The sequence below is a fragment of the Saprospira grandis DSM 2844 genome, from assembly GCF_000275825.1.
Taxonomy (GTDB): domain Bacteria; phylum Bacteroidota; class Bacteroidia; order Chitinophagales; family Saprospiraceae; genus Saprospira; species Saprospira grandis_A.
The window spans coordinates 101,613-127,560 of sequence record NZ_JH719942.1; the positions used below are offsets into that span (position 1 = coordinate 101,613).

Below are 25,948 nucleotides of genomic sequence, written 5' to 3' on the forward strand. Positions count from 1 at the left end.
AGTTTTTATTTATTATTTTAAAATCAACATTACAGTTTCAATGCTGCTTCGCCTGCAATGGGTTTAGTATAAAGCGGACGGTAAGACTGAGCGCTTGGCGTTCGGGTTTCAATGCTGCTTCGCCTGCAATGGGTTTAGTATATCAATTTTAGTAAACGCACCTGTAACAGTTAAAGTTTCAATGCTGCTTCGCCTGCAATGGGTTTAGTATTTTGCAAGATACAAATGGTCACCAAAACAAGGTGATAGTTTCAATGCTGCTTCGCCTGCAATGGGTTTAGTATTCTCTCAGTGAAGAGGAGCAATCTTTATTTGTTGAGGTTTCAATGCTGCTTCGCCTGCAATGGGTTTAGTATATGTCCTGTATCAAAAGAGTTTGGTATTAATGGTGTTTCAATGCTGCTTCGCCTGCAATGGGTTTAGTATCTGTCAATGAACAAGAATCACCATACACTCCGCAATGTTTCAATGCTGCTTCGCCTGCAATGGGTTTAGTATAACCAAATTGATCATGTTTAATTTTAGATGGGTGTTTCAATGCTGCTTCGCCTGCAATGGGTTTAGTATATACCTGAGTGGAAAGTAGCCTCTACAAGAGTAGAGGGTTTCAATGCTGCTTCGCCACCTATCCGAGGTGGTCGCCTTTTTGGATGGAGGCGAAAAGCCAGAAGCCGTTTTTATCGATACCCGCAAAGAATTTGAACAACACCCCCCTCTCCTCCTCGTCGATTTTATGGATGTAAGGGCCAAGAACAGGTCAAAAGAGCCTTAGAAGTGGCTGCAGCAGGGGCCATAATGCCATCCTGATCGGCCCACCCAGCGCAGGCAAAAGTATGTTGGCCAAACGCCTGCTGACCATCCTTCCCCCGCTTTCGCTCAAAGAAGCCCTAGAAACGACCAAAATTCATTCGGTGGCAGGCCTCATGTCCGAAAATGTCTCCCTAATTTCTAAACACACCTTTCGCAGTCCTCACCACACTTATTAGTGGTGTTACTCTATTAGTGATAAGGTAAAGCTTAGAATTGTATATGACTAATTTTGGAACCGAATGCTTAATTAGAAAAATCCATCTTTAAGAACATTACCTTCTTCCTTATCTTCATTCTCAATTAATTCCTCAATGTTCTTACAAAACCTTGAGAAAACATCTGCACTAAATGGATTCTTCTTTAGAAACCTTGAGAACCTAGCAGAAGCACCCTTTCTTCCTTCTTTGGTAGCGAAGTCTTTTCTGACATTTGAAGAAAGTCTTTTTGCTTTACGCAAAATTAGAACTTCTTCGATATCAGTTGGGATTGTGCTTACTGGTGTCATATCCAACCATTCACAAAGCAAGAAGTATTTAGCACCAGGTATTGCCCTTCTTACGTCACTGGCAGTAGCGTTCGCTTCTTGAAACATTGTTTTGTCAAGATTGGTTTTACACTCTGCGGTTAAATACCCTAGATGAGCTTCGTTCGATTCATATTTTTCGAAGTCACTTGAATGAGATGCTCGAAGATGTATTTTTCGTGCAATTGCGAAATCTTGGTCTTTGGTACGAATCTTAATTCCTCCACCATTTTGTGAAGAGGTCAATGAAGATTTAAAGTAAACAGCTGAGAAGCATTTTCTTGGTCCTAACTCAATTTGGTCATTTAGCTCTGGAAAAGCCTTTTGAACGAGTATTGGAAGGAACTCTTCAATCACTGTATTGTCTAGTTTTAGCTGTCCTTTCTGCCTGTATAGAAAGTCATCATTACTTGAAAAGATTAGTTCAAAGTCGATAAAGTATTTATACTCATTAAGCAAATCAACAAGTCCTTTAATAATTTTAGGTCTATCTCCTTCAACCTCAGACATCTTCTTAATCCAATCATTGTAAGTTTCTATTGCCTTTTCTACACGAGGCATTTCTGACACTGGTAGTTTTGCATTTCTCTTGAGTGCAACCAGCTTGTCATAATGCGGTTTTGGTAATTCCATTATATCTCTTTTAAAATTACAGATGGACTGACATCTACTCCTTTAATAATTGCCATTTCTAAATCGTTTTTTGATTCCTCTGGAGCTATTGTATCTGCACCTTTCAATTGCGATATACCAATTTCTCTTGCACCAGAGATTAGTTGTTCTTCTGTTATTGTAGGTTCCCCAATCTCAAATCGAAGAATATCCTCATATATCTTCTGTCCAAACTTATTCGTGAAATATCGTTCTTGATTGCCTACCACTTTAAAGCCAGCAAGTTCAGCTACTTTAGTAAGAAGAGCAGAATTGAAGAATCTGGTTTTCTTGACCGTTGATTCTCGACCTACGATGAAGATTACTTTTGCTGAATCTTTACATACTCTTCTTAGCTCGTTAAACACCATTGCAATGTCTATACAATACTGTATTACCGTTAGGTACCTGTTTCCTCTAAACTTTCTATTCGCTCCTATTTCAGATTTGGCAACATTTAAGACGTTATACCCAATAGCTTCCGCAGACTTTCTATAATTCTGATGATAATTGAACACGTTGATATATGGTGGAGAAGTAATGACTAAATCGACAAAATCATCACTCAAAGGCACCTCTCTTGCGTCAGAATTAAAGCATCTGACCTCTGATGTGCTAAAAGGCAAGGATTTTATTGTGGATTTCAATTGTTCCCATGCTTTGTTTAACCTATCAATAGAATACTCTTTGTGATACAAATCAAGCCCTATAATTAAGGCTTCCGTTACAATAGCCTCGTACGCTTTAGATTCTTTTGTTATGCTTACAAGTCTTTCCAAGTTGGGCTTAGAGTCTACTATATTCTCGACTGACTTTACTATAGTTTCTCTCTGATGAGGTTCTACATTTATCAACTCATATATTTTTGCCAAGCCGACTGCGGCTGGATTCAATTCTGTCCCATATGCAGAAAGACCGAAATGTGCTGACTCAACTAAGATGGTTCCGCTTCCAAGGAACGGGTCGAAAATCACATGGTCCTTATCTGCGTATGCACTAAGTAACTCTTCGATGAATTGGGGTGAAAATTGACCTCTCCAAGTAAACAGATTGCTTCTTACCTTATCATCTATATTCAGTAGTGATATATCTAAGTCTTCTTCTATTGGTTTATTTAAAAAATCTTTCATTATTCAATTTTATCAATTGCGGACTTCTCTAAAGACCGAGCTATTCAGTTTGTGACTGAATGGCAGGAGTTTCAATGCTGCTTCGCCTGCAATGGGTTTAGTTACAACCCCCAATATAAAACTTCTCCCCTATACTTCCTAATTTACCCCCAAGCCTTTTTCCGCGCCCTACAGGCGGCAAAGCCGCCGCAGGCTGAGCTGCCGTAGCAGGGCCGCGCAAGCGGCAGACCAAGGAGCAAAGCGACGCAGGGCCGAGCAGACCTGCGAGCTGCGAAGTGGAGCGACCCAAGCAAAGCGAGGGGCAGCCCCAAATCCCCCTCCCAACAGACAAAAAATGAGTCCGTTTAAAATTTTGTCTGCTAACAACTGAGCAAAGCCGTACACAACAATTTGAGGCCCTTTAGGGCTGACTCCAGTTGATTAGCCTAGGGGCTTGTCCCTAGGCGATGATTGGCAAAATCCTAGCAAACGGCCCAAATTCTATTCAGATATACAAAATCCCCAACAGACAAAAAAATAGGAAAGCTCCTCTCCTAGCTCCCCTATTTTCGCATTTTTTTTTAAGCCCTTACTGACGGACAAATTTTAAACTCTGCTGGCTTCCCCCAGCCCGAATCCGCAACAAATATACGCCCTTGGCCAAATCCGTAGGCAAATCAAATTGCCACTGATAATCGCCAGCCGATAAATTAGTAGTCTCCAAAATGCCCAAAGAACAACCCAATATATCCAATAATTCTATCTCGACCGACTGCGCCTCCAATAAGTCCATAGACAAGTTTAACTGATTGCCCAACAAGGGATTAGGCCAGATTTTCACCTCTCCAAAACTGCTGCCCAAAACCGCCAAAGCAGAAGGCGCACAGCCCGCCGCCTGATTCGGACAATATAAACGCTTGGCCAAACTGCAGTCCAAAACAAAGGGATTCGCCTTGCCATCCTGATAAGTCGAAATCAACTGGCTGCGGTCCCATTCCGCCTGATCCACAGGGTCCAATTCATGCCAATCACAAAGCACCGCCTGCTGCAAACCAAAAAAATTAGGATCGCTGCCCTGCGCCTCATTGCGGTAAATCGTGTAAAAATAAAACATGGCCCGCGCCAGATTCCCCTTGAAATCCTCCCGCGGCTCAAAGGCCTCATTCATCACCAATTCACTGTACTTGTCCCGATCAAAAACAGGTACGCCCTGCGCATTATAAGTCAAATAAAACCAGTTAGTTACAGCCGTATCCGCCAGCTCCGCAAATGGCAAATTGCCCCGCATATTGTTGGTCTCATTTCGACATGCAAACAAATGATGCAAATCACTGCGCGCATTCCCATTGGCCGCCCCCCGACTCTGCGGATAACTATGCTCCACATTCATCCCATTAGGCGCATTATTGTCCGACATATAAGTATCAGGATCCTGCGCCGGATCCAACCATTTTTGCAAACCCGTATATACACAAGTCACCGTATCACTCTGATTATCAATGACTTTAAATAAGGTGTCCTTGGCATTATTCCAAGCCAAAACCGTATCGGGCCGATAATGCAATTGCACAGAATCTAACAAATCTGCCGTGCTCAATCCCGGAAATACATCCTGATGCTGCCCCCATAAAATAGGTCCAAACCCCAGAAAAATCATGCAGTAAATCAATCTTTTCATCGCTTTTTTTTATTGGTCAATAATATCCCAATTTACCGCTTTTTTAGCCCCCTCGCAGCCCCAATTTATAATTTAAAGTTGATTTAATTTTTCTGCTGTTTTTTTTGGGGCCTCCTGCCTGCGGCAGGCGCTACGCTTTGGGGCTCGCAGGTCTGCTCGGCCCTGCGGCGGCTCCGCCGCCTTGGTCTGGCCTGACGGCCACCCCGCCGCATCGCTAGGCCAGTCGCTTCGCTCCTTCTAAACGCTAAAAAAGGAAAATCCAACAATAATTTGCAGTTTATAAACAAAGGTTATATCTTTATGTAAGTACAAAAAATAAAAGATATGCTCATAAAAGCCTTTGCAAGCGCTGTTCATGGCGTAGACGCACAAACTATTACTATAGAAGTAGATACAGGCGGCCCCTTGGCCCAAGGAAAACCGGGTTATTCTCTAGTCGGTTTGCCCGACAATGCCGTTCGAGAAAGTTATTGGCGGGTAGAAAGCGCCATTAAAGCGATTGGTTATCGCATTCCTCGCATTCGCATTGTGGTCAATATGGCCCCAGCAGACCTCAGAAAGGAGGGTTCGCATTATGATTTGCCCCTAGCCTTGGGCATTTTGGCCGCCACGGGCCAAATCAAAAACGACCTACTCGAAAAATACATCCTCATGGGAGAACTCTCCCTAGATGGTAGCATCCGCCCAATCAAAGGCGCTTTGCCTATTGCCATCCAAGCCCGCAAAGAGGGTTTTGAGGGCCTGATTCTCCCCAAAGTCAATGCAAGAGAAGGGGCCATCGTCAACCAGCTAGAAGTCTTTGGGCTCAGCCACCTAGCCGAGGTAGTCGCCTTTTTGGATGGAGGCGAAAAGCCAGAGGCCGTCTTTGTCGATACCCGCAAAGAATTTGAACAACAAGCCCCTCACCTCCTCGTCGATTTTATGGATGTAAAGGGCCAAGAACAGGTCAAAAGAGCCTTGGAAGTGGCTGCAGCGGGGGGGCATAATGCCATCCTGATCGGCCCACCCGGCGCAGGCAAAAGTATGTTGGCCAAGCGCCTGCCCACTATCCTCCCCCCGCTTTCGCTCAAAGAAGCCCTAGAAACGACCAAAATTCATTCGGTAGTGGGCCTCATGCCCGAAAATGCCTCCCTAATTTCTAAACGCTCTTTTCGCAGCCCTCACCACACCATTAGTGATGTGGCCCTAGTGGGCGGCGGGGTCCACCCCAAACCCGGAGAAATCTCTCTGGCCCATAATGGCGTCCTCTTTATGGACGAGCTGCCCGAGTTCAAACGGACCGTTTTGGAGGTCTTGCGCCAACCCATGGAAAGCCGCCAAATTACCATCTCCCGCTCTAGGTTCACCGTAGATTATCCAGCCAATTTCATGCTCCTAGCCGCCATGAATCCCTGTCCCTGCGGCTACTATACCCACCCCACCAAAGATTGCGTTTGTGCGCCCCAGGCCGTGCACCGCTACCTCAACAAAATCTCTGGACCGCTATTGGACCGCATCGACATTCATGTAGAAGTAGAGCCCGTAGATTTTGAGACCATCAGTTCTTCTAAGCTCAAAGGCGAAAGTAGCGCCTCTATCCGAGAGCGAGTGAATCGGGCCAGAAAAATACAAGAAGAGCGTTTTTCTAATTATCCTGGCATTCATTGCAATGCCCAAATGAACAGCCGCCTCATCCGAGAGTATTGCCAATTGGACCAAGCGGGCAGTACACTGCTCAAGCAAGCCATGCAGGTCCGGCAGCTCTCTGCCCGCGCCTATGACCGCATTCTCAAAGTGGCCCGCAGCGTAGCCGATTTGGCCGGCTCGGCCCGCATTAAGCTAGAGCACATAGCCGAAGCCGTAGACTACCGCAACTTAGACAAAGAAAACTGGGTCCAATAAGGACCAAAGCCAAAGGCCCGCAAGGAAAATTCCTTGCGGGCCTTTGGTGTTTTTTGGGGGGCTATTTTTAGAGCTCCCAAGAAGAGTTGTAACGATCAAAAAAATCCTGCCAATGGCTTTGAATTTCATCAATTATAGGAATCATTTCTGGATGCTGACTACGAAATTTAAAATCTTCTACAGCAGAACGGGCCGTTAGTGCTAAAGCTTGATCTACAGCTCCCATTTTCTTCAGTTCATCAATCAAGTAATTGGTCCCTGAATAAGCACTGTCGATTTGTCGTTCTAGTTCTTCCAATTTAGCCATAGTTTCCTCATACTTTTTCTTTCGGAGCTGTACCAAGCCAGAATCATTCAATTGATAAATATGAATACTAATCTTCGCCCTTAAATAATTAAATCCATCTTGCCGCCAATTAGCCGCCAAATCATTATAGGCAGAGCGAGGCAAATCATCTACAGCTGCTGTAATAGGTTCAATTTGACCATTAGGAACCACCATAAGTAGTGCAGCATCTTGAGGCTCTGCGGGATCTAGCAAAAGAGGATAAACCTCTTTCTCCCAGGGCAGCTCTCCTGTAGTAAGTCTTGGGCTATTAAGGGCCAAAGGAAAGTAGTCACGTTTTCCAGTAAAGCGATTAGCCAAGGCGGTAGCAAGTCGATAATTTCGATGGTCTTTTTCTAGCCAAGGGTAAGGCTGCTCCTCTTCCTCCTGAAAAAACTCGAAGGAGAGCTCGTCTTCAATCATTTGTTTCTTTGCTGTAGACAAAGGTTTACCACTTCCTTTTGGCCAAAAATGTTCTATGTCTTGAGCATTTCTATCTGTTTGCTGTATTTCTGTATACCAGCACTTGTATGGACTGGGCTCATCTCCGTAATGGACAAGTTGTCGGAGTAAAAAGGCAGGGAGTTCTTTCCAATCGCTTCTACTTTCCGCTTTAGCCAACCAAGCTGCAAGCTCAGGATCATCTTTTAGATCTTCTCTGGGGAACTTAATCGCTATCATGGCCTAATCATTTAAAATTTGAGCCAGATAATCGAGGAGTTTTTCTTCTCTTAGTTCTTCAGCGAGCTGTTCTTCTGTCCCGAGCAAGGACAAAATTTGCTTGGCCAGCTGCTGCTCTAAACCTTCATAAGCTCTTTGTTTGGCCAATAAACCACTAAGCTCTCTAAAGCGTTGTTTTTCCTCCTCAGAAGACAGCTTCTTTTTCATCTTGGCCAAAAGCTGAATATATTCTTTTTGCCAATCTAAAGTTTTCTGGTCTAAGCTAACCGGAACAGCAAACATCTCTCTTAATACCCCTTCAGCACCTAAGCCAATAGCATCTGTATCGGGCTGAATGCTAATTCGTTTTTTATCTGCATCCTCTACAATTAAGTGAATCTGTTCTTTGTAGAGCCCATTAACCAATAGTGGCGAATGCGTACTCACAATGAACTGCAGCTTGGGAAAAAGCTTAGATAATCGGCTCAAGCTCTGCCTTTGTAGACGAGGGTGTAGGTGGATCCCAAACTCATCTATGAGGACCACCCCCTCTTGTCTATCTAGGATATCTTCCTCCAAATAGTGTTTATTGAGCAAAGTAGAGCGTACAACTAATTCCCCTAATAGCAAAACCATATAGCGGTAGCCATCGCTAAGCATTTCATACCTTCGGTAGCCCTCTTCTTTAAAAGAAAAAACGGCTTCAAATAGGCGACCTTTTTTAGGCTGCGTCATTTTCACAAAATCTACATCCTTAATATCGGGCAAAACTGTTTGAACTGCTCGCTTAAAGATTTTATGTACATGAGCGGGTAGCCTACCATAAAGCTGTGCCCCTCCAGCAGTTGCTTCTGCTTCTCTTCTACTCAGTTCTAATTTAGACAACCAATTAAAGACATAGCTCTCCATATTGCTGTCATCTAAGCAATACCAGTATCCCTCCATAGCGGAGCGGCCAGCAAAATTATAATCTTTTCGACTCGATTGCTGAATATGCACATACTCGGCCCCGAGATATAAGCAAAGGGGATTTAAGCGCTCTTTTTTGCTTACGATTTGATTATAACTCTCTCTAAACAAGCCAGCAACATGATTTTTTCTTGTTGTAGGTGGCTTTGTTTTCGTTTTGCCATTAGGACTACTCTTATAGCGTTCCCAGTTCAACTCTTTTTCTTCCCAGCTGCCTTGTTGGCCCTTCTTCAGATAAAGCTGTTGTTTACTTTTAATAGCAATACTCACTGAAGGTGAATATTCTGCAAAAATATCCTCTCCCAATAAGCGATGTTCTTCCTGAGTAATCCCTTTGTGTCTATTATTAGCTACTTTAGCCCCTTTCATATTGGAAAAAACAGTAGCTACGCCAATGCGTAAGGCCTTTAAAATGGCGCTTTTCCCCATCATGTTATCTGCTAACAAAAGATGAACATTGATATTTTCTTGCTCGCCTACTGCATTTATACAGTGCTCTGCGAACGAAATATCTAAATCTTCAAAACAGCGATAATTCTTCAATCTTAACTGCTTAATTCTCATCAGCAAATAGGTTTAATCTTAAATTAAATAACGGTCATTCTATTAAAATGCCTAAGCCTCATCCTCTGCAAGGCAAGCAAACAAAAAGGCATACTCTAAAGCGAGCTCCTTATAGGCTTGGAAGCGGCCAGAAGCGCCTCCATGACCAGCTTCTAAGTTGGTGTGTAGCAAAAGCGTATTTTGGTCCAGCTTTTTATCTCTTAATTCGGCTACCCATTTGGCGGGCTCCCAATATTGCACCTGAGAATCATGATAGCCCGTAGTAACCAAGATGGCGCAATAATATTGCGCTTGTACATTTTCGTAGGGCGAGTAGGACAAAATATAGCGGTAGGCCTCCTCTTCTTCGGGATTGCCCCATTGGTCATATTCATTGGTGGTTAGGGGAATACTGGCATCTGACATCGTATTGAGGACATCCACAAAAGGGACAGCCGCCACTAGGCCCCGAAAAGCCGTAGGGGCCATATTGGCCACAGCGCCCATCAGCAGGCCGCCAGCGCTACCGCCCATACCAAAGAGCTTTTCGGCAGAGCTATATTGTTGTAGGCAAAGGCTTTGGGCCACATCAATAAAGTCGTAGAAACTATTCTTTTTATTAAAAACACGGCCCTGCTCAAACCAATTGCGGCCCAAAGCCTGCCCACCTCGAACATGCGCAATGGCAAAGGCAAATCCTCGGTCCAAAAGGCTGAGGCGCGAAGCACTAAAGTAAGGGTCGATGGTATGGCCATAAGCGCCATAAGCATAGAGCAAAAGGGGGCTTTTGCCATCCTTTTTAAAGCCTTTTTTATAGACCAGTGAAACGGGTACCTTGGCCCCATCTCGGGCTTCTACCCAGAGGCGCTCCGTTTGGTAATTGGCGGGAGTATGGCCACCAACCACCTCTTGCTGCTTGAGCAGTTCTTTGCGCCCATCCTCCAAATGATAGGCATAGACGCTATTGGGCGTAGTCATCGATCCATAGATATAGCGGAAATTTCGCTCTTCAAAATGATGGTTTTGGCCCATAGAGACCATATACACCTCTTCCTCAAAAGAGAGATATTCGTCTTTATCGGCAGTAATTAGGCGAAGATGCGTTTGGCCCGCCTTGCGTTCTTCTAGTACATAAAAATCTTTAAAGACGGTTAGGTCCTCCAAAAAGACAGCTGGGCGATGGGGTAAAATGAGGCTCCAATTAGCTTGTTGGGCCGTATTGTCCTTGCTGCTGTGCAAGAGCTTAAAATTGGGGGCCTCTTGATTGGAGAGGATATAAAAGCCGCCTTGGCCATCTGGGCCAATACTATACTCATGATTGGCTTGGCGGGGCATAAAGTTCCAGAACTGCCCCAGCGGCTGATCGGCCTCTAACAGCTGGTAATCGCTACTGAGGGTGCTGCTATTCCAGATAATAATATATTCTTGGCAGCGGCTTCGGTAGACCCCAGTATAAAAGCTTTTATCATCTTCTTCATAGACCAAAGCGGCTTCCTCTTGCTTTTGGCCTAGGCGGTAGCGATACACCTTTTCGGAGAGTAGGGTTTCGGAATTTCTGCTGGTAAAAAAGAGATGTTGATTATCGCTGGCCCAGGCAATATCGCCGCTACAGCCTTTCAGGACAATAGGGCTAGTGGTTTTGGTTTGCAGATCGACAAAGGCCATTTTATAGATACGGCGGCCACTATCATCAAAAGTGTAGGCCAGTTGTTGGCCATTGGGGCTCACTTTAAAGCTAGCGAGTTGGAAAAAGGCTTTATCGGCAGCTAGGGCATTGAGGTCCAAAAGGATTTCCTCTTCTGTTTGGCCCGCCTTAATGCGGTAATAGATAGGATATTCTTGGCCCTCTTCATAGCGTTGGCCATAAGTATAGCCGCCCATTTGGTAGGGGACCGACTCTTCTCTTTTGGGCAGGCGGCCAATCATTTCTTGATAAATCTCTTCTTGGAGGTCTTTAAAAGGGGCCATTTTTTGGGCCGTATATTCATTTTCGGCCTGTAGATAAGCTAAGACCTCTTGGGTTTGGGCATCTGGGGTTTCGGCCATTTTTTGGGCATCGCTAAGGCGCATCCAATGATAATTATCGATGCGTTCCTCGCCATGTTGGGTTATTTTATGTGGCCGTTTATTGGCCTTGGGTGCATTTAGCATATCGTCTATATTTTAGAAAAATCCTTTAAATTAGGGAGGCTCAAAATAGCTTTTCTTTTGGCATCTTGCAAATTGCGTTTGGGCATTTTGGAGGGTATAGGCGGCGAAGCCGCCACCAGCTATGCCCTCAAAAAATAGCTGGCCTAGCCAAAAATTCATAGCAAACGATGCCCAAAGCAGCGCGATTAGATCTGGCCTAGGGATGGAAAGTGGGGCGGCGCAGCCGCAGACCCAGCGGGCGAAGCCCGCGCAGGGCCGAGCAGACCTGCGAGCCACGACACAGCCCGGCCGCCGCAGGCGGCAGGCCCCAAAAAAATAGTCCGATAATTCAGATAAAAGGCTAAAATAAAGTGATCTAAAGCCTAAAAGCTAATTTTAAATTTATAAATTTAGGGAGATATAAAAGCAGCAGCAGGCCATGAAAGAACAGCAAGAAATAATAACTCCGATAGCCAGAGCTTGGCCCATTGCGCCGGGCATTGTCAAAGTAGTGTATGACGAGGTAGTTTTGGAGCCTGCCGATGTGCATGCGCATATTGAGCAGATGCGGCAAGAGTTTGGCGAAGGGCTTTGGTTGCTTTCTGATTTGCGGCAGATGAAAAAAACGAATCAGGAAGTTCGGCAGGCCCTGAGTTCGGGAAAAATTGTGGCCGTAGGTGCCGCAGTTATGATGGGCAATGGCCTATCTAAAATTATTGGGAACCTTTTTCTAAAATTTAGTAAACCTAACATTACAACTCGTATCTTTACTGATGAAGAGAAAGCGGTTGAGTGGTTGAAGGAGCAAGTTAAATACTTTAAGGTTTGAAAAGAGATTATGCTGCCCAAGAGATTGAGTTTCCGCAGGCGAAACTGCAATGGTCTGCAGAAGAAGAAGGCGTACTAGAGCTGTATTTTGAGAAAAAATTAAAGATGAGTTTGGAGCAAGCCCAAGAATACTATGAGAGTCTGTGCAAAATGGCGGAAGCTCAAGAAAAAAACATCTTTATTTATATTGATGTATCGAACATTGGCGGTATTTCGGCAGAGGCCCGGAAATATTTTGCCAAGGCCGTTAATCCAAGGTCTAGAGCCTGTGCACTTTTGGTAGGCAGTGGAATTAGCCGTATATTGGGCAACTTTTTGGTGGGCTTTAATAAACCGCCTATTCCCACTCGTTTGTTTACTGATAAAGAAAAAGCCTTGCAGTGGTTGGTCGAATGGCAGCAAAAGACGTCTTAAAAATTTTATTCTAAAAGCCCCCTAAACAAAAATGACTTGAAAAGAGATTATGCTGTCCAGGAGCTACAATTCCCGCAGGCAAAATTGCAATGGTCGGAAGAACAACTAGGCGTATTAGAGTTGTATTTTGAGGATAAACTGAGCATGAACTTAGAACAAGCGATTAGCTACAATGAAGCCATTAAGAAAATGGCGGAAGCTCAAAATCAAAATATTTTTATTTATATTGATGGGAGTGGCTTAAAAGGGGTATCGAAGGAAGCTAGGCAATACTTTGCCCAAGCTTCAACCTCAAGGTCTAGAGCCTGTGCGCTTTTGGTAGGCAGCGGAATTAGCCGTATATTGGGCAACTTTTTGGTGGGCTTTAATAAACCGCCCATTCCTACTCGTTTGTTTACCGATAAAGAAAAAGCCCTAAAGTGGTTGGCCGAATGGCAGCAAAAGACCCCCTAGAATGGAAAAAGAACTGATGACTACCCCCATTGCCAAACTTTGGCAGTTGGGTCCTAAACTACTAAGGGTAGAATACCTACCTGTAGTAACCGAAATAGAAAAAATTGATGCGCATTTTGCGCTTTTGACCGAGCATTTTGGCAAAGCGCTCTATATGCTCGTAGATATTCGGCAGGTACGCTCGGCCAATGCCAGGGCGCGTCGACATATTGCCAAAAACAATAATGTGACTGCCGCAGCCGCTATTATTGTAAACAGTGGCCCATCTGCAATTATTGGCAACTTCTTTTTGCGCTTTGATGGCCCTCCTTTCCCCGCAAAATTGTTTACCCAAGAAGAAAAAGCCCTAAAGTGGTTGAACAAACAAAACTAAATCCCCAAAATTAAGATGAATCCCCAAACAGACAACCAAGTAGCCCGCACCTTTTTGCTAGAAGAGCAAATTGTAGAAGAAGTATATAAGGCCGTAACTATTGACTTAGCCATGATGAAGGGTCATATTGAAGACTCTTTGCAGGCCTATGGCCGAGACTGCTGGTACCTTTCAGATATCAGCCTGCTCAAATCGACAAAACGAGAGGCCAGAGACTATCTGGCCAAGAATTCTATTGCCGCAGGGGCGGCTATTCTGACCAATAGCCCCATTTCTAAAATGGTGGGCAACCTCTTTCTCAAGTTCAATAAGCCCGAATTCCCCAGCAAGCTATTTACCGATAGAGAAAAAGCCCTGCTCTGGATCAGAGAACAAATAGAGCTGAGCAAAAAAGTATAATTTGCTTTTTTATTGAACAAGTATTTAATTATCTTTGCGGCGAAACAAATTAGCTCTACAGCTCATGCGCGAACTAAAAATTAGCAGCCCGCTAGCCAGTGCTAGGCAGCGAGAAGACGGTATCATTCATGAAGTTTATCATGCCGTCAAGGTCAATATACAAGATTTAGAAGCCCATATAGAGGCCTCTCGCCAAGCTTTTGGCTCTACAGGTTATTATATTTCCGATATTCGGCAACTAAAATCCGTTTGTCAGCAATCTAGAAAGCATCTGGCCCATCATTCGGTGGCCAAAGCCAGCGCCCTCATTGTGAGCAGTGGTTTTTCTACTATTGTCGGCAATATTTTCCTCAAATTCAACCAGCCCGACTTTGCCAGCAAGCTATTTACTAGCGAAGAAAAAGCCCTAGCTTGGATTAAGGAACAACAGGCTTTGGATAACTAACAAAAAGCGCCCTAATGGGCGATTTTTTAGTTTAACTTGAGCTGGCCATTGGCCTGCTCAAGCAGCTCTTCATTGTCTAGAAGTTGCTGCAAAACCGCCAGCGCCTTATTCTCTAAATTGGAGGGGAAGCGACCAATAAGGGCCCTTACCGTCAGCGATTCTTTGCCAAGCTGCGCCAGCATATAGCTGCGCATTTTTTTATACTCCTCTGGGCTGGGGCGGCTATCATATCGGCCCAGACAGACGTCGCATTGCCCGCAAGCGGGCACATCCAACTCATTAAAATAGGCCAAGAGCATTTGCGAGCGACAGCGCTTTTCCTCGGCATAGGCCAAGGCCGCCTGCATCCGTTTTTCTTGCCGCTCTTTCAAGAAGCGGTAACTGGCCCCATCAAAGAGTAAATCTCGCTTAGACAAACGCGGCTGGAGGTAATAGATATAAGGATGCTCTTTTTGAGGATGATAATAAAGCAAGCCCGCCTGCTGCAATTGGCCCAACTGCTTTTTTACTTCAGAAATGGTCGACTTGGTCCCCTTGGCAATTTTCTCTTCTCGAATATTAACCGATTGCTGAAAAGCCCCCTGATAAGTCCGCAATATAAACTGAACCAAACGCTCGTAGGGCTTGTAACGCAAAGCAAAGTCATAAACCTGCCGATTGTTGAGCCGAAACTGAATGCTGGCCGGAAAAAATAGAGATTCCGATAAGATCAAATACTCATTTTGCATCAAAATCCGCAAGGCCGAAAGGACCAAAATAGGGTTCATTTTATATTGCTGGCAAAAGCCCCCCAAAGGAAAATCAAAACTCTGCCCCTCTCCCCCACCAATGGCCAACTGGAAAAAACTCCCCAAGGCCTGATAGACCTGCCGAACAATGTCTAAACTCGGATAACTCTGCTCATATTGCTGCAATAAACGAGCTTTGTCGGTGCTGTTGTACAACAATACCGCATAGGCCTTTTTTCCATCCCGACCCGCTCGACCCGCCTCCTGAAAATAAGCCTCCAAATTATCGGGCAAGGTCAAATGTACCACCAAACGCACATCCGGCTTGTCAATCCCCATCCCAAAGGCATTGGTGGCCACAATGACCCGAATCTCATTGGTAATCCACAACTGCTGGATCTGCGAACGCTGCTCTACCGAACGACCCGCATGATAATAATCCGCCGAAATATTATTCTTTTGTAAGTAGCTCGCTATCTCTCGACAAGCACGGCGGTTAAGTACATAAACGACAGCCGTTCCCGGCACTTTTTGTAGCATATCAAGCAGCTTGGCCAGTTTGTTCTCCTCTTCCAATACCACATAGGCCAGATTGTCTCGCCCAAAGCTCTTTCTAAATACCGCCTTGGCCTCTTCTCTAAAGGCCAATTTCTCCTGTATATCAACCACCACCTGCTCCGTAGCCGTGGCCGTCAGGGCAATGACGGGTACCTTGGGCAATGCAGGCCGAATCTCCGCAATTTTAAGATAGGCAGGCCGAAAATCATAACCCCACTGAGAAATACAATGCGCCTCATCTACCGCCAATAAACGAATCGGCAAACGGTCCAAACGCATTTGCAACATCTCTGTCCCCAAACGCTCCGGAGATACATACAAAAAAGAAATATACCCATGTACAGCCAATTCTAATATCCGATCAATCTCCGAACGACGCATGCCCGTATAAATGGCCTCCGCAGAAATACCCCGCCGCTTGAGCTGCTCTACCTGATCCTTCATCAAGGCAATCAAAGGAGAAACTACCAGACAAAGGCCCCCCAAACAAAGAGCCGGCACCTGAAAACAAACCGATTTGCCCCCACCCGTCGGCAAAAGAGCCAAACAATCTTGCCCCGCCAAAACCGCATCTACAATATCTTCCTGTAAGGGCCGAAAACTCGAATACCCCCAATACTTTTTCAATATTTCTCTCGCCGCTACTGACATCCTTTTTTCTTCCTTATTTTTGAGTTTCTTAAAGGCCTGCTTGGCCCCTTTCAACAAATCTAATCATTTTTTCTATGAAGTCAATCAGACAGACATCACTCTTGTATATATTTTTTTTTGGACTTTTATCGACAGCCTGCAAAAAGGAAGAACCCAGCCAAACAAACAGCGGTTTTGACCAAGGTATTCTGATCACCAATGAAGGCTTATACAACCAAACCTCCGGCACAATCAGCCATTATGATCCCGAACAGCAGCTGGTCCAAAATCGCATTTTTAAAACAACCAACCAAAGAGACCTAGGCAATGTGGTCCAATCAATCAACCATTTTGGCGAGCATACTTATATTGTAGTCAATAACTCCAATAAAATCGAATGGGTCAATCCCCAAACCTTTGCCGAAGAAGGCCAACTCCTCCAGCTCCAACAACCCCGATATATTAGCCCCATCAATGATAGCCTCGCCTATATTAGCCAATGGGGCAACGATCTGCTCTCAGGCAGTATCGCCATTTTTAATTACCAAATAGGCGAGCAAGTTGGCCAAATTGAGGGCCTCGGAAAAGGACCCGAACGCCTGCTGCCCTACAATAATATGGTCTTTGTCTGCCTAGTCGGCGGACTCGATACCGACCAACGCCTAGCCATTATCAATAGCCAAACTCATCAAATCGATCAGTATATTACAGTAGATGATGCCCCCAATAGCCTCCAACTAGACCAAAATGGCCTGCTCTGGGTCGCCTGCTCGGGCAAAGCCGTCTATAGCAATTACCCCCAAATCGATACCGCCAACAGCACAATGGGCAGCCTGATCGCTATCAATCCCAATAGCAAGCAAATTGTCCACCAGCTAAATTTAGCCAAAGGCCAAGGCGCCAAACAGCTTATCCGCAATGCCAACGGCAGCCAGCTCTTTTTTATCCACAAAAATGCCATCTACCTACTAGACCCCAATCAGCCAAGTATCCGTGAAATTAAATCTGGCCATTATTACGGCCTTGGCTTTGATAATGAAAACAATATACTTTACGCCGCCCGCTATATGGGCACCGAATCCGCTTGGGTCGATCGCCTAAGTTCCCCCAATTTTATCCTGCAAGATTCCTTTAGAGCTGGAATTTTTGCCAATGATTTTCATTTTCAGTAGGTTTTTTATAAAAAAATCGTGTTATTTAAACTGCATTAAAAAGTAGAACTTTTTGCCTCCGTTCTGCCTTTTTATAGTAGAAAGAATCAAACCCTACCTTATCAAAAGTAAAGTATTATGAGTAACCTATCTGACTTTATGAACCGCCCGGTCAGCGATATCATGACCACCAAAATTAAAGCGCTTATCCCTAGCGATAGCCTCGAAAAAGTAAAGGAGCTTTTCGATAACAATGAGATCCACCACATTCCCGTGGTCCGCTACAAGGAGTTGGTCGGTATCATCAGCCATAGCGATTTTGAAAAAGCTATCCATGGCGCCCGCCTGCATGGAGAGGTCCAAGCCGAAGCCGATAACAAAGAACTTTTGGCCAAGTATACCGTTGCCGACCTCATGACGACTAAGGTGGTGCATATCGCCCCCGATGCCAAAATTGGCGTAGCCGCCGAACTCCTCCTCATTAACTATTTTCATGCCCTACCCATCGTCTCTGAAGAAGGCGAACTAGTAGGAATCGTTAGCTCTCATGATGTCCTCAAGGCCGTCTACAAAAAAGCTTACCCCTCTGAAGATATTTAGGCCGAACCCTTTTTCCGCCTATACATAAGAACCTTTCCCTTAGCTTTGGGGAAGGTTCTTTTTTTGTTTTTTTGGGGGCCTCCGCCTCCCTTCGGTCGTCGGCGCTACGCTGCAGGGCTCGCAGGTCTGCTCGGCCCTGCGGCCTGACGGCCTTGGTCTGCGGCTGCGCCGCCCCCTTTCGCATCGCTAGGCCTGCGGCCCTGCGGGCCTGCTATATGGGCCTGTAGGTTGAAACCTACAGCCAGACAACCCTTGGTATTGCTCCGCAATGATATATGTATGAGGGTTGAAACCCTCATACAATTAACTCATTCCCATTCTGGTCTATACGCCCTGATCATCTTCACAGCTTTTAACAGCCCAAAAAATGTTTATTTATGGAGGGTTTTAACCCTCCATACTATATTAAAATGCATTCGTTAATTGGCTGTAGGTTTCAACCTACAGCTCTAGAATCTGCGGCCTTTAGGCTGCAGAAACAGAGATTTTTGCCCCAATTGTTAGGGAATTGTTAAAAATAGAAATAATGTAACAAAATCAAAAAGGGCAAAAGTTAGGTCTGGAACATAACTAGCTATGTCTGAAACATAACTGGCTATGTAAAAGGGCGGGACTGTTCAGAATTTTGTGTATTAGAATAAAATTTTGGCCTTTAGCTTGTTAGGATTTGGCCAATAGTCGCCCAGGGACAAGCCCCTAGGCTAATCCAATGGAGTCAGCCCTCTGCGAGGGCCTCAACTATTGATATACAAGGCCTTGTTCAGTTGTTATCACAGAGAAAAACCTCATCCAAAGGCCCTCTTTAGAGGGCTGTCTGAAAAAGCTAGCCTAGGGGCTTGTCCCTAGGCAGCAAAAAGGAGAAACACAAAATTTTAAAAAGCCCCCTCCTTGGAGGGGGTGACTCTACGATTAGCCTAGGGCCTTGGCCCTAGGATCCTGTATAATATCGGGTCCTCTAGGTTGAAACCCACAGGTACTATAAAATGCCTATCATCGCCTAGGGACAAGAAAGCAAGGCCGCAGGAAAAAGGCCGTAGGAAACAAAAAAGGCCCAAACCCCTCGGTTTGGACCTCCTCCATGTCTATCCTATTTTCCCCTCATAAAAGTAGGCCTGCAATAAGGCCCCAAATAAATCCTCCGCCGATTGCTGGGCCGACTGAATCAGCGCCTTTTGCCGCTCTATCCGCTCTACCAATTGCGCAAATTGCTGCTGTAAAGAAAGTGGAGGGAGGGGGATGGGAAAGTTTTTTATATCTCTAAAAGAAAGATTATCAGCAGTAACTGACCTAACTTTTCCTAATAACTTTTGCTGCCCCAAATGAAAACAATAGAAAATATATTGAAGCTCTACCATATCCTTTTTAAGGATGAAGGCCTTCATATCTTGGTTAATAGTTACTTCTACCTGATTAATTGCTAAAGGTAATTTCTTCTTGAGAATCCCACTTCTCATGACCATTAGTAAGGATTTGGGCGGAATTAACTTAACAGAGCTATTACTAATCGCCTCCTCTGTAATTGTATCTATACTTATTTTAATATTTTTAACCTTCATGTCTTTGGGAGTAACCCAAGGTATATCTCCTTCATAAAAGTCCTGATTGCTTTTACTTGGTGTTCCGCCTCCTAAAACTTTTTTACAAGTAGCACTCATTTTCACAACCTCCCAGCCCTTAGGATTGAGCACGGGATCCCCAAACATATCCAGAAAGCTGGCCGCCAGCAAACGATCATAATCTGCTAGGCTTTGGGCCAAGGCCTGCCGTACCTTATCCGCCCGATCAAGCTGGGCCGCTATGGCCTTTTGCTCTGCTAAGGGGGGAAGGGGGATTTGGAAATCAGAAATTACTCGCTTTGAAACTTCCTTAAAAGTTGAACCTGTACCTAAGGCCTGTACCTGCTCTTTAAAAAAATACATCGTATAATATAGGTAGTGAACATCAAGCATTGTCTTTGGGACAAAAGACTTAAACCCTTGGTTGGTACAAACAGGCTCTTTATTTATTGCAATATGGCCAATTGGAGCTCTAGAACTAAACAGTAAAGAGTTTGTAGGTAAAAGAGTTGTAGAACAAGATCGGTAACCAAGCTCTGTAATGTATTCAGGTATATCTTCTAAAAAACGTGTATTTAGTTTGCTTAAATCTTTAGGAGTTACCCATGGAATTATTCCCTCCTCCCAATATTCAACATTATTTCGTTTAGGGGTAGAACCTGAGACAATCTCACAAACCTCCCCTAGCTTTACTTTTTTCCAATCTTTATTCTTCATTTCTTTGATTTATTTGGCTAAACAATTGGGCCTGAGTGGCAAGGGGGCGCAGCCCCCTTGGGCCCGATAGGGCCGTTGGCCCAGCGCTGCGGAGCGGGTGGCCGTTAGGCCAGACCCAGGCGGCAAAGCCGCCGCAGGGCCGAACAGACCTGTGAGCCCCGCAGCATAGCGGCGGCCGCCCCAAATTGAAGGGCGGCCGCGGGCCCCAAGTTCTAAAAAAAATCTTGATAATAAGCAATATCAAATTCTTTATCCAGAGGTTCTTGCTCTAGTAAATGCGCAGCCAACTGCGCCGAGCAATAAGGCGTGAGATAGCTCCCCTTGGCCCCCAAGCCATTGAGAATATACAATTGTGAATACTTTGGATGTGCCCCCAAAATGGGTCGGCGCTTGCGTTGAGTTGGGCGGGCCGCCGCCCGATGGTCCAAAACCTTAAAGGAATGCCCCTCTAGCAACTGCTCCAACTGCCCCAAAAGGCGGTAGCGCTCGGCCTGCGTAGGGGCCAAAGAATCATATTCATGCTCATAGCTACTGCCCACCCAATACGTTTTATTGCCCAAGGGAATAATAAACACCCCATCCTTGACCATCTTGTCATCAAAGGGATAATCGGGAATTTCTACAAAGAGTACCTCCCCCTTGGCCGGACAAAAAGGCAGGGCATTAAAATAGGGATTTTGCTGGACTTTGGCCCCCTCGCAAAAAATGATGGCCTTGGCCCTTAGGGACTTATAAGCGAGCCCATTTTCTAGCAACTCTAGGGCCTCAAAATCAAAGGCTTCTTCTAGCAAAAGCTGGCCCTGCCCCTGCCAATACGCTCTGTATCGGGCAATGAGCAAAGGCAGATTGAGGCGGCCCGCAGGCGAAAACTCCACGCCCCCAGCCAAGGCCCCAAAGCTGCGCTCATAGGCGCTTTGATCAAAATTGGGCGAGACAAAAGGCTGCAAATTGGGGTCGGTAGAGCGGGCCATCCAATTATTGGCCACCTCCGGAAATCGGAACAACATAGCCACCTCCTTTTCTTCTAGCAAGGGGCAGCCTAACCGCTGCTCTAGCTGCCGATAATAGGCAAAAGCGATGGGCAAAAGCCTCTCCATCTGCCAGCTTTTGGTAAACCAACGGCCCGCAATGGGGTTAATAATCCCCGCCGCCAACTGAGAAGAAGCCTGTTTATGGCCCTGATCGATTAGGGCCACTTTTTGGCCAGCCTGCCAGAGGCGGTCCGCCAAAAGGCTACCCGCCAAGCCTTGGCCCAGAATCAAATAATCTAGCTGAGACATAGCTTAAAAGTTGTAAATTTTGCGGTACTTCTCTTCCAGATAAGCCAAGAAAAACTCGACCGAAAGGCCTTGGCCCGTGAGCTGCTGGCAAAGGGTTTCGGAGCTATAGTGGCGGCCCTTTTCATGAATTTCTTTGCGCAACCAATTGCGTAGGGGCAGCAATTCGCCTTGGGCAATCTGGCTTTGCAGCTCGGGCAGGGCCTTTTGGGCGGCGGCAAAAAACTGGCTGGCATAAAGGCTGCCGAGGCTGTAGGTCGGAAAATAGCCCCAGAGTCCAGCCGACCAATGAATATCTTGCAAAACGCCCAATTGGGGATGATCTGGGCAGATACCCAGCTCTCGTTCATAGGCCTCATTCCAGGCGGCCTCTAGTTGGTCCACCTCTAGTTCTCCGCCAATCAGTTGTTTTTCTAGTTGGTAGCGGATGCCCACATGCAAATGATAGTGGACCTCATCGGCCTCGGTGCGGATAAAATTGGGGGCCAGATAATTGATCGCTCGATAAAAATCTTGGGCCTTCACGCCAGACAATTGGCTGGGGAAGAGGCTTTGCAGGCGGCTAAAATTATGTTGCCAATAGGCCTCTGAGCCCGCCACATTTTGTTCCCAAAGACGCGATTGCGACTCATGAATAGAGAGCGAAACGGCTTCGCCTAAGGGCAGGCCATATTCTGAACTAAGGAGGCCTTGTTCATAGAGCGCGTGGCCACCTTCATGAATTGAGCTGCCAAGACAAGACATTAGATCCTCTTCATCAATGCGGCTAGTAATGCGGACATCCTCGGCCCCGAAAGAAGTGGTAAAAGGGTGGGTAGAGGCATCTTGTCGGCCTGCCTCAAAATCGTAGCCCATCTGCTCGAGCAATTCGAGGCTAAAGGCCCATTGTTGGTCGGCGGGAAAGCGGTGGTTTAAAAACTCTTTTTGGGGTGGGTTTCCTTGGGCGGCAATCTTGGCCAAAAGCTGGCGGATGCCGCTGCTTAGCTGCTCAAAAATGGGATCTAAGCGGGCCACGGTGGCTTCCTTTTCATAGCTGCGCAAAAGGCTATCGTAGAGATGGCCTTGGTCTGCTTTTGCGCGGATTTGGGCCTCTTCTCTTTTGGCGGCCAGCAGTTCGCTCAGGGGTTGGGCAAAAAGAGAAAAATCCTTGGCTTGGCGGGCCTTTTGCCAGGCGGCTTGAGCCTTAGAAGTCAGCAAAGAGAGCTGCTCGACAAATTGGGGGCTTAATTTCTGGGCCTCTTGATAATCCTCCCAAGAGAGTTCTAGATTGCGCTGTTCTGCGGGGCTAAACTGTTCTTTTTGGGCCAATAAATTTTGTAGGAGTTCGCCTAATTCGGGGGCTTGGGCTTTTTCTTGGGCCAATCGGCCAAGAGTAGCTAATTGTCGGCTGCGTTGTTGCAGGCCCTTAGCGGGCATAAAGGTTTCCATATCCCAATGCAAAACGGCTTGGGCAGCTTGTAGGTCCTTGATTTCTTGCAAGGCGGCCTTATATTTTTGGTAGCTCATAGTTCTTGTAAATTTTGCAACAAAAGTACAGTTTTATGAGCGGCTTTAAAAGAGGAGATGAACTTTTGGGGGGAAATTGGGGGCTTGGGTTGTTTATAATTATGGGCGTTAGCCCATGGCCCTAGACAGTTCTCGCTGCCTAGAGGCTTATCCCTAAGCGATGATTGGCTAGCAGTAAAATTAAGTGATAAAAACAACGTCCATACTTACTGCCCTAGGCTGAAGCCCAGGCTTGTTAACTGAGCGAACCGACGGAGAAAGTCCTTCTTCGCTTTTCGACCCTGAGGCTATTCGCTAAGCAAGAAAATGAACCCCTAGCTGCAAACAAGGGCTTCAGCCCGCTAGTTTGCATAGACCTGCAACCATGGGCTTCAGCCCATGGAGGTAAGACAAAACCTGCTATCTAATAGTATATGTAGCACTATAATTTATGATTTAATGCTTGATTTCGTATGTACTCTTGAACGGTACTTAGTTCTGAAAAACTAACGGAACGTGCATAGTAGTTTCTAGCCCACTTAAATTCACCTTCTTCATAATACATTTGGTTTAAGATTCTAGACGATCGACCTTTTAGCCAAAAAGCAATTTTTGCTAATGAATCTTGAGGGCCTAGTGCAAAAAGACAATGAATATGATCTACAGAACCATTCACCTCTAATAGCCGAATATTTTTTTCTTTAGCAATCAATTTTAGCGCATTTAAACAAATTTGCAACGCTTCTTCATTCAAAAACTCTAACCTTTTATAGGTTGGCCAGACCATATGGATATATACCGCATTTTTATACATTGCATGGATTCTTTTAACTAACAACTTTTACAGATACAAAATTAAATGTAAAAAAACGTAAACACAAAAGTTAATAGCCTTTTTTCCATACTTACTGCCCTGGGCTGAAGCTCAGGCTTGTTGACTGAGCGAACTGACGGAGAAAGTCCTTGTTCGCTTTTCTACCCTGAGGCTATTCACTATAGTAAGAAAATGAACCCAAGCCTCAATAGCAAACAAGGGCTTTAGCCCATGGCTCTAGACAATAATTGGCTAGCAGTAAAATTAAGGGATAAAACAACTTTTAGGCTTATTGACTGGGCAAAAAACCATCAAACAAGATATTTTCAACGGACCAATTTCTACAATTTATTTAAAACGTTTATATTTAGGCGTCTAAACAAAAAAAGCGATGAAAAAACAATCTGTTTTTAGAGCCTATAATTATTCGGATGCTCAATTATTTGAGCAGGCCATGGAGCTCCTGATTCAGCTCAAGGAGGACCAAAAAGAGTTTGCCCAATATGGCATTTTATCGGGGCATATAGCGGCCTTTGAGCAATTGGTCAAAGACTTCTCTGATATTCCCACAGATGAGGAATTGATGGGCGAGCAAATGGTGGCCACAGAAAAGAAGCAAGATGCTGCGACAGAAGTGCGTCGTTTGATTCGGGGCATTATGAACCGAGTGGGCCAAAAGTACCATAGCAAATCGGGCCGTTACCGTAAGTTTGGGACCAGCAAGCTCAGTGATATGAGTGACCCCAAGCTATATTTATGTGCCAAAAGAGTGATTCGGGTGGGCCAACAGAGTCTGGCCCATTTAGAAGATGTGGGCCTCAATCAGCCGCAGCTCGATGAGCTGCATCGGGCCAACCAAGCTTTTGAGCTGGCCTTACACATCAAAGCCGATCGGGTATCGGACCGAGATATTTCTGTAGAAAATAGAGTAATTTTGGGCAACCGCCTCTATGAGCAAATGCTCAAAATGGGCCAGGTGGGCAAAGATATTTGGCAGGGCGTCAATACCGCCAAATATGAGCGCTACTGCACCTATGAAAGCTCCTTTATACGGGAAGAAAAACGCCAGAGCCAAAAAGAAGATTAGCGCGGGCCTCGGCTGAGGGATGGTAGGGGGTGGCCGCAGGCCAGACCCAGCTTTTGAGCGTAGCGAAAAAGCGCAGGGCCGAGCGAACAGCGAGCCCCCGCACAGCCCGACCCGGCCAAAGGCCGGGGCAGCCCCAAAAAAATAATCCGCTACAGCAGGTCCTCCCCCTTTTGGCTGAGGAGAATAATTTTTTTTGAAAAAATAGATGTCTATACATCAATTGTCAAAACAATGCTTATATTTGCGATAGGCAACAAATAAAGTCGAGCGCTTGAAACTATTTGCTCGGCCTGTTGTTTGTCAAAAATGTTAATTCTAGCAAAACAATTCAAATTTAGAAGACTTATGAAAACACTATTTCGCAGCTTATTTTTGATGATGGCCCTTGGATTTGTAGTTAGCTCTTGTGCGGAGGCTCCTAAGGGGGAGAAAGTGGAGGCTAATGAGGCCAAAGCTGTAGATACCGAAAAAGCTGCCGAGGCCAAGACATTGGCTGTAGATGTAGCCAGCTCTAAAGTAGAGTGGGTAGGAAACAAAGTATCGGGCAGCCACAATGGCGATATGAAATTGCAGTCTGGAGAATTGCAAGTAAAAGAGGGTCAGCTTATTGGCGGTAACTTTGTATTGGATATGGCCAGCATCAGTGTGTTGGATTTGGACGAAGAAAGTGGAAAAGCAAAATTGGAAGGTCACTTGAAGACGGGTGATTTCTTTGAGGTAGAGAAATTCCCTACTGCTACTTTCACGATTACTTCGGTAGAAGCCGTAGAAGGGGAAGAGGGCGTTACTCACCGCATTGAGGGCAACCTTAAAATGCGTGATATTGAGAAGAGCGTAACTATTCCGGCCAATGTTAGCCTAGACGATACTGGTTTGAAAGCGAGTACGCCTCAGTTCACGATCAAGCGTTCTGTTTGGGGTATTGACTTTGAAGGAAAGAAAGACGACCTCATTGCTGACGAAATGGGGCTAAAAATCAGCTTGGCTGCAAAATAAGCCAATCCACTAATTAGCAAGTATTTAAGCCGCTAAGCCAAACTGCTTAGCGGTTTTTTTTTATTTTTTTTAAAAAAACTTGCCTTTGTAGGGTAACAAAAAGGGGACTTAGGCCATAAAGGTACAAGAAGTACAGGAAACTTCTTTTTTCATACCTC

Annotated in this window: 22 protein-coding genes, 1 pseudogene and 1 CRISPR repeat array (1 of these 24 running past the window's edge); of the genes and pseudogenes, 12 read left to right on the forward strand and 11 right to left on the reverse strand. The window is 45.3% G+C overall.

Annotation, left to right across the window (positions count from 1 at the left end; all coding sequences use genetic code 11):
* Positions 1 to 567: a CRISPR direct-repeat array (repeat unit 36 nt; unit sequence GTTTCAATGCTGCTTCGCCTGCAATGGGTTTAGTAT) (it extends 19,388 nt beyond the left edge of the window).
* 55 nt (positions 568 to 622) lie between these two features.
* Positions 623 to 980: pseudogene (locus SAPGRDRAFT_RS23885) on the forward strand (ATP-binding protein); the annotation flags it as partial.
* A 77-nt stretch (positions 981 to 1,057) separates the two neighbouring features.
* On the opposite strand, the gene SAPGRDRAFT_RS00620 reads toward SAPGRDRAFT_RS23885, so the two are convergent.
* The 3 genes from SAPGRDRAFT_RS00620 to SAPGRDRAFT_RS00635 form a co-directional block, all read right to left on the reverse strand.
* Positions 1,058 to 1,966, reverse strand: a complete 909-nt coding sequence (locus tag SAPGRDRAFT_RS00620) for a Bpu10I family restriction endonuclease (protein WP_002656335.1) — start codon at positions 1,964 to 1,966, stop codon at positions 1,058 to 1,060.
* A complete protein-coding gene (locus tag SAPGRDRAFT_RS00625) occupies positions 1,966 to 3,114 on the reverse strand; it encodes a DNA methyltransferase (RefSeq protein WP_002656337.1) in 1,149 nt (382 codons plus the stop codon). Before SAPGRDRAFT_RS00625 ends, SAPGRDRAFT_RS00620 begins: the two co-directional genes overlap by 1 nt.
* 568 nt (positions 3,115 to 3,682) lie before the next feature.
* Positions 3,683 to 4,771, reverse strand: coding sequence for an endonuclease (locus SAPGRDRAFT_RS00635; protein WP_002656338.1), 1,089 nt, complete (start codon positions 4,769 to 4,771; stop codon positions 3,683 to 3,685).
* A 324-nt stretch (positions 4,772 to 5,095) separates the two neighbouring features.
* Here SAPGRDRAFT_RS00635 and SAPGRDRAFT_RS00640 point away from each other — a divergent pair, with 324 nt between their 5' ends.
* Positions 5,096 to 6,652, forward strand: coding sequence for a YifB family Mg chelatase-like AAA ATPase (locus SAPGRDRAFT_RS00640; RefSeq protein WP_002656340.1), 1,557 nt, complete (start codon positions 5,096 to 5,098; stop codon positions 6,650 to 6,652).
* Between the two features lie 67 nt (positions 6,653 to 6,719).
* Here the strand turns inward: SAPGRDRAFT_RS00640 and SAPGRDRAFT_RS00645 are convergent, their stop codons facing one another.
* From SAPGRDRAFT_RS00645 to SAPGRDRAFT_RS00655, 3 genes are read right to left on the reverse strand one after another with little or no spacing between them, the layout of a single operon-like run.
* Positions 6,720 to 7,658, reverse strand: a complete 939-nt coding sequence (locus SAPGRDRAFT_RS00645; RefSeq protein ID WP_002656342.1) for a hypothetical protein — start codon at positions 7,656 to 7,658, stop codon at positions 6,720 to 6,722.
* A gap of 3 nt (positions 7,659 to 7,661) precedes the next feature.
* On the reverse strand, positions 7,662 to 9,170 hold the full coding sequence (locus SAPGRDRAFT_RS00650) for an AAA family ATPase (protein ID WP_002656343.1): 1,509 nt from the start codon (positions 9,168 to 9,170) through the stop codon (positions 7,662 to 7,664).
* A 51-nt stretch (positions 9,171 to 9,221) separates the two neighbouring features.
* Complete coding sequence (locus SAPGRDRAFT_RS00655; RefSeq protein ID WP_002656345.1) at positions 9,222 to 11,300, reverse strand: S9 family peptidase; 2,079 nt, start codon at positions 11,298 to 11,300, stop codon at positions 9,222 to 9,224.
* Positions 11,301 to 11,718: 418 nt separating this feature from the next.
* Between SAPGRDRAFT_RS00655 and SAPGRDRAFT_RS00660 the strand changes: the two genes are divergently transcribed.
* The 6 genes from SAPGRDRAFT_RS00660 to SAPGRDRAFT_RS00685 all read left to right on the forward strand — a co-directional run bounded on the left by SAPGRDRAFT_RS00660 (position 11,719) and on the right by SAPGRDRAFT_RS00685 (position 14,191).
* The gene (locus SAPGRDRAFT_RS00660) at positions 11,719 to 12,108 is read left to right on the forward strand and encodes a DUF7793 family protein (protein WP_002656347.1); all 390 of its coding nucleotides are present in this window, start codon (positions 11,719 to 11,721) and stop codon (positions 12,106 to 12,108) included.
* Positions 12,105 to 12,521, forward strand: coding sequence for a DUF7793 family protein (locus SAPGRDRAFT_RS00665; protein ID WP_002656348.1), 417 nt, complete (start codon positions 12,105 to 12,107; stop codon positions 12,519 to 12,521). The genes SAPGRDRAFT_RS00660 and SAPGRDRAFT_RS00665 overlap by 4 nt, the downstream gene beginning before the upstream one ends.
* Positions 12,522 to 12,557: 36 nt before the next feature.
* Positions 12,558 to 12,974, forward strand: coding sequence for a DUF7793 family protein (locus SAPGRDRAFT_RS00670; protein ID WP_002656349.1), 417 nt, complete (start codon positions 12,558 to 12,560; stop codon positions 12,972 to 12,974).
* A gap of 1 nt (position 12,975) precedes the next feature.
* Positions 12,976 to 13,347, forward strand: a complete 372-nt coding sequence (locus SAPGRDRAFT_RS00675; RefSeq protein ID WP_037349612.1) for a DUF7793 family protein — start codon at positions 12,976 to 12,978, stop codon at positions 13,345 to 13,347.
* A gap of 15 nt (positions 13,348 to 13,362) precedes the next feature.
* Complete coding sequence (locus SAPGRDRAFT_RS00680) at positions 13,363 to 13,746, forward strand: DUF7793 family protein (protein ID WP_002656353.1); 384 nt, start codon at positions 13,363 to 13,365, stop codon at positions 13,744 to 13,746.
* 64 nt (positions 13,747 to 13,810) lie between these two features.
* Positions 13,811 to 14,191 carry a DUF7793 family protein gene (locus SAPGRDRAFT_RS00685; RefSeq protein ID WP_037349614.1) on the forward strand — a complete coding sequence of 127 codons (381 nt, stop codon included), beginning with the start codon at positions 13,811 to 13,813 and terminating at the stop codon, positions 14,189 to 14,191.
* Between the two features lie 26 nt (positions 14,192 to 14,217).
* Here SAPGRDRAFT_RS00685 and SAPGRDRAFT_RS00690 read toward each other — a convergent pair whose 3' ends face one another.
* Positions 14,218 to 16,185 carry a RecQ family ATP-dependent DNA helicase gene (locus SAPGRDRAFT_RS00690; RefSeq protein ID WP_253271236.1) on the reverse strand — a complete coding sequence of 656 codons (1,968 nt, stop codon included), beginning with the start codon at positions 16,183 to 16,185 and terminating at the stop codon, positions 14,218 to 14,220.
* 17 nt (positions 16,186 to 16,202) lie between these two features.
* Between SAPGRDRAFT_RS00690 and SAPGRDRAFT_RS00695 the strand changes: the two genes are divergently transcribed.
* Together SAPGRDRAFT_RS00695 and SAPGRDRAFT_RS00700 are read left to right on the forward strand one after the other, a co-directional pair.
* Positions 16,203 to 17,279, forward strand: coding sequence for a YncE family protein (locus SAPGRDRAFT_RS00695; RefSeq protein WP_002656358.1), 1,077 nt, complete (start codon positions 16,203 to 16,205; stop codon positions 17,277 to 17,279).
* Between the two features lie 117 nt (positions 17,280 to 17,396).
* Positions 17,397 to 17,858 carry a CBS domain-containing protein gene (locus tag SAPGRDRAFT_RS00700; protein WP_002656360.1) on the forward strand — a complete coding sequence of 154 codons (462 nt, stop codon included), beginning with the start codon at positions 17,397 to 17,399 and terminating at the stop codon, positions 17,856 to 17,858.
* 1,082 nt (positions 17,859 to 18,940) lie between these two features.
* Here the strand turns inward: SAPGRDRAFT_RS00700 and SAPGRDRAFT_RS00705 are convergent.
* From SAPGRDRAFT_RS00705 to tnpA, 4 genes are all read right to left on the reverse strand, one after another.
* Positions 18,941 to 20,131 carry a restriction endonuclease subunit S gene (locus SAPGRDRAFT_RS00705; protein ID WP_002656363.1) on the reverse strand — a complete coding sequence of 397 codons (1,191 nt, stop codon included), beginning with the start codon at positions 20,129 to 20,131 and terminating at the stop codon, positions 18,941 to 18,943.
* Positions 20,132 to 20,343: 212 nt separating this feature from the next.
* Entirely contained in the window at positions 20,344 to 21,411 is a 1,068-nt protein-coding gene (locus SAPGRDRAFT_RS00715; RefSeq protein WP_002656365.1) for an NAD(P)/FAD-dependent oxidoreductase, read from the reverse strand.
* Between the two features lie 3 nt (positions 21,412 to 21,414).
* Positions 21,415 to 22,914, reverse strand: a complete 1,500-nt coding sequence (locus tag SAPGRDRAFT_RS00720; RefSeq protein ID WP_002656366.1) for a carboxypeptidase M32 — start codon at positions 22,912 to 22,914, stop codon at positions 21,415 to 21,417.
* Between the two features lie 421 nt (positions 22,915 to 23,335).
* Complete coding sequence (gene tnpA / locus SAPGRDRAFT_RS00725; protein WP_002656368.1) at positions 23,336 to 23,707, reverse strand: IS200/IS605 family transposase; 372 nt, start codon at positions 23,705 to 23,707, stop codon at positions 23,336 to 23,338.
* A 391-nt stretch (positions 23,708 to 24,098) separates the two neighbouring features.
* On the opposite strand from tnpA, the gene SAPGRDRAFT_RS00730 reads away from it, so the two are divergent.
* Entirely contained in the window at positions 24,099 to 24,794 is a 696-nt protein-coding gene (locus tag SAPGRDRAFT_RS00730; protein ID WP_002656369.1) for a hypothetical protein, read from the forward strand.
* A gap of 345 nt (positions 24,795 to 25,139) precedes the next feature.
* Complete coding sequence (locus SAPGRDRAFT_RS00735) at positions 25,140 to 25,790, forward strand: YceI family protein (RefSeq protein WP_002656371.1); 651 nt, start codon at positions 25,140 to 25,142, stop codon at positions 25,788 to 25,790.
* Positions 25,791 to 25,948: the final 158 nt, after the last annotated feature.

Excerpts from the sequence above, each read along its gene's own strand:
- SAPGRDRAFT_RS00680 (WP_002656353.1), top strand. The coding sequence starts at position 13,363 with ATGAATCCCCAAACAGACAACCAAGTAGCCCGCACCTTTTTGCTAGAA.
- SAPGRDRAFT_RS00685 (WP_037349614.1), top strand. The coding sequence starts at position 13,811 with ATGCGCGAACTAAAAATTAGCAGCCCGCTAGCCAGTGCTAGGCAGCGA.
- SAPGRDRAFT_RS00720 (WP_002656366.1), bottom strand. The coding sequence starts at position 22,914 with ATGAGCTACCAAAAATATAAGGCCGCCTTGCAAGAAATCAAGGACCTA.
- SAPGRDRAFT_RS00645 (WP_002656342.1), bottom strand. The coding sequence starts at position 7,658 with ATGATAGCGATTAAGTTCCCCAGAGAAGATCTAAAAGATGATCCTGAG.
- SAPGRDRAFT_RS00695 (WP_002656358.1), top strand. The coding sequence starts at position 16,203 with ATGAAGTCAATCAGACAGACATCACTCTTGTATATATTTTTTTTTGGA.
- SAPGRDRAFT_RS00735 (WP_002656371.1), top strand. The coding sequence starts at position 25,140 with ATGAAAACACTATTTCGCAGCTTATTTTTGATGATGGCCCTTGGATTT.
- SAPGRDRAFT_RS00705 (WP_002656363.1), bottom strand. The coding sequence starts at position 20,131 with ATGAAGAATAAAGATTGGAAAAAAGTAAAGCTAGGGGAGGTTTGTGAG.
- SAPGRDRAFT_RS00640 (WP_002656340.1), top strand. The coding sequence starts at position 5,096 with ATGCTCATAAAAGCCTTTGCAAGCGCTGTTCATGGCGTAGACGCACAA.
- SAPGRDRAFT_RS00730 (WP_002656369.1), top strand. The coding sequence starts at position 24,099 with ATGAAAAAACAATCTGTTTTTAGAGCCTATAATTATTCGGATGCTCAA.
- SAPGRDRAFT_RS00625 (WP_002656337.1), bottom strand. The coding sequence starts at position 3,114 with ATGAAAGATTTTTTAAATAAACCAATAGAAGAAGACTTAGATATATCA.
- SAPGRDRAFT_RS00700 (WP_002656360.1), top strand. The coding sequence starts at position 17,397 with ATGAGTAACCTATCTGACTTTATGAACCGCCCGGTCAGCGATATCATG.
- SAPGRDRAFT_RS00675 (WP_037349612.1), top strand. The coding sequence starts at position 12,976 with ATGGAAAAAGAACTGATGACTACCCCCATTGCCAAACTTTGGCAGTTG.
- SAPGRDRAFT_RS00660 (WP_002656347.1), top strand. The coding sequence starts at position 11,719 with ATGAAAGAACAGCAAGAAATAATAACTCCGATAGCCAGAGCTTGGCCC.
- SAPGRDRAFT_RS00715 (WP_002656365.1), bottom strand. The coding sequence starts at position 21,411 with ATGTCTCAGCTAGATTATTTGATTCTGGGCCAAGGCTTGGCGGGTAGC.
- SAPGRDRAFT_RS00635 (WP_002656338.1), bottom strand. The coding sequence starts at position 4,771 with ATGAAAAGATTGATTTACTGCATGATTTTTCTGGGGTTTGGACCTATT.
- SAPGRDRAFT_RS00655 (WP_002656345.1), bottom strand. The coding sequence starts at position 11,300 with ATGCTAAATGCACCCAAGGCCAATAAACGGCCACATAAAATAACCCAA.
- SAPGRDRAFT_RS00650 (WP_002656343.1), bottom strand. The coding sequence starts at position 9,170 with ATGAGAATTAAGCAGTTAAGATTGAAGAATTATCGCTGTTTTGAAGAT.
- tnpA (WP_002656368.1), bottom strand. The coding sequence starts at position 23,707 with ATGTATAAAAATGCGGTATATATCCATATGGTCTGGCCAACCTATAAA.
- SAPGRDRAFT_RS00620 (WP_002656335.1), bottom strand. The coding sequence starts at position 1,966 with ATGGAATTACCAAAACCGCATTATGACAAGCTGGTTGCACTCAAGAGA.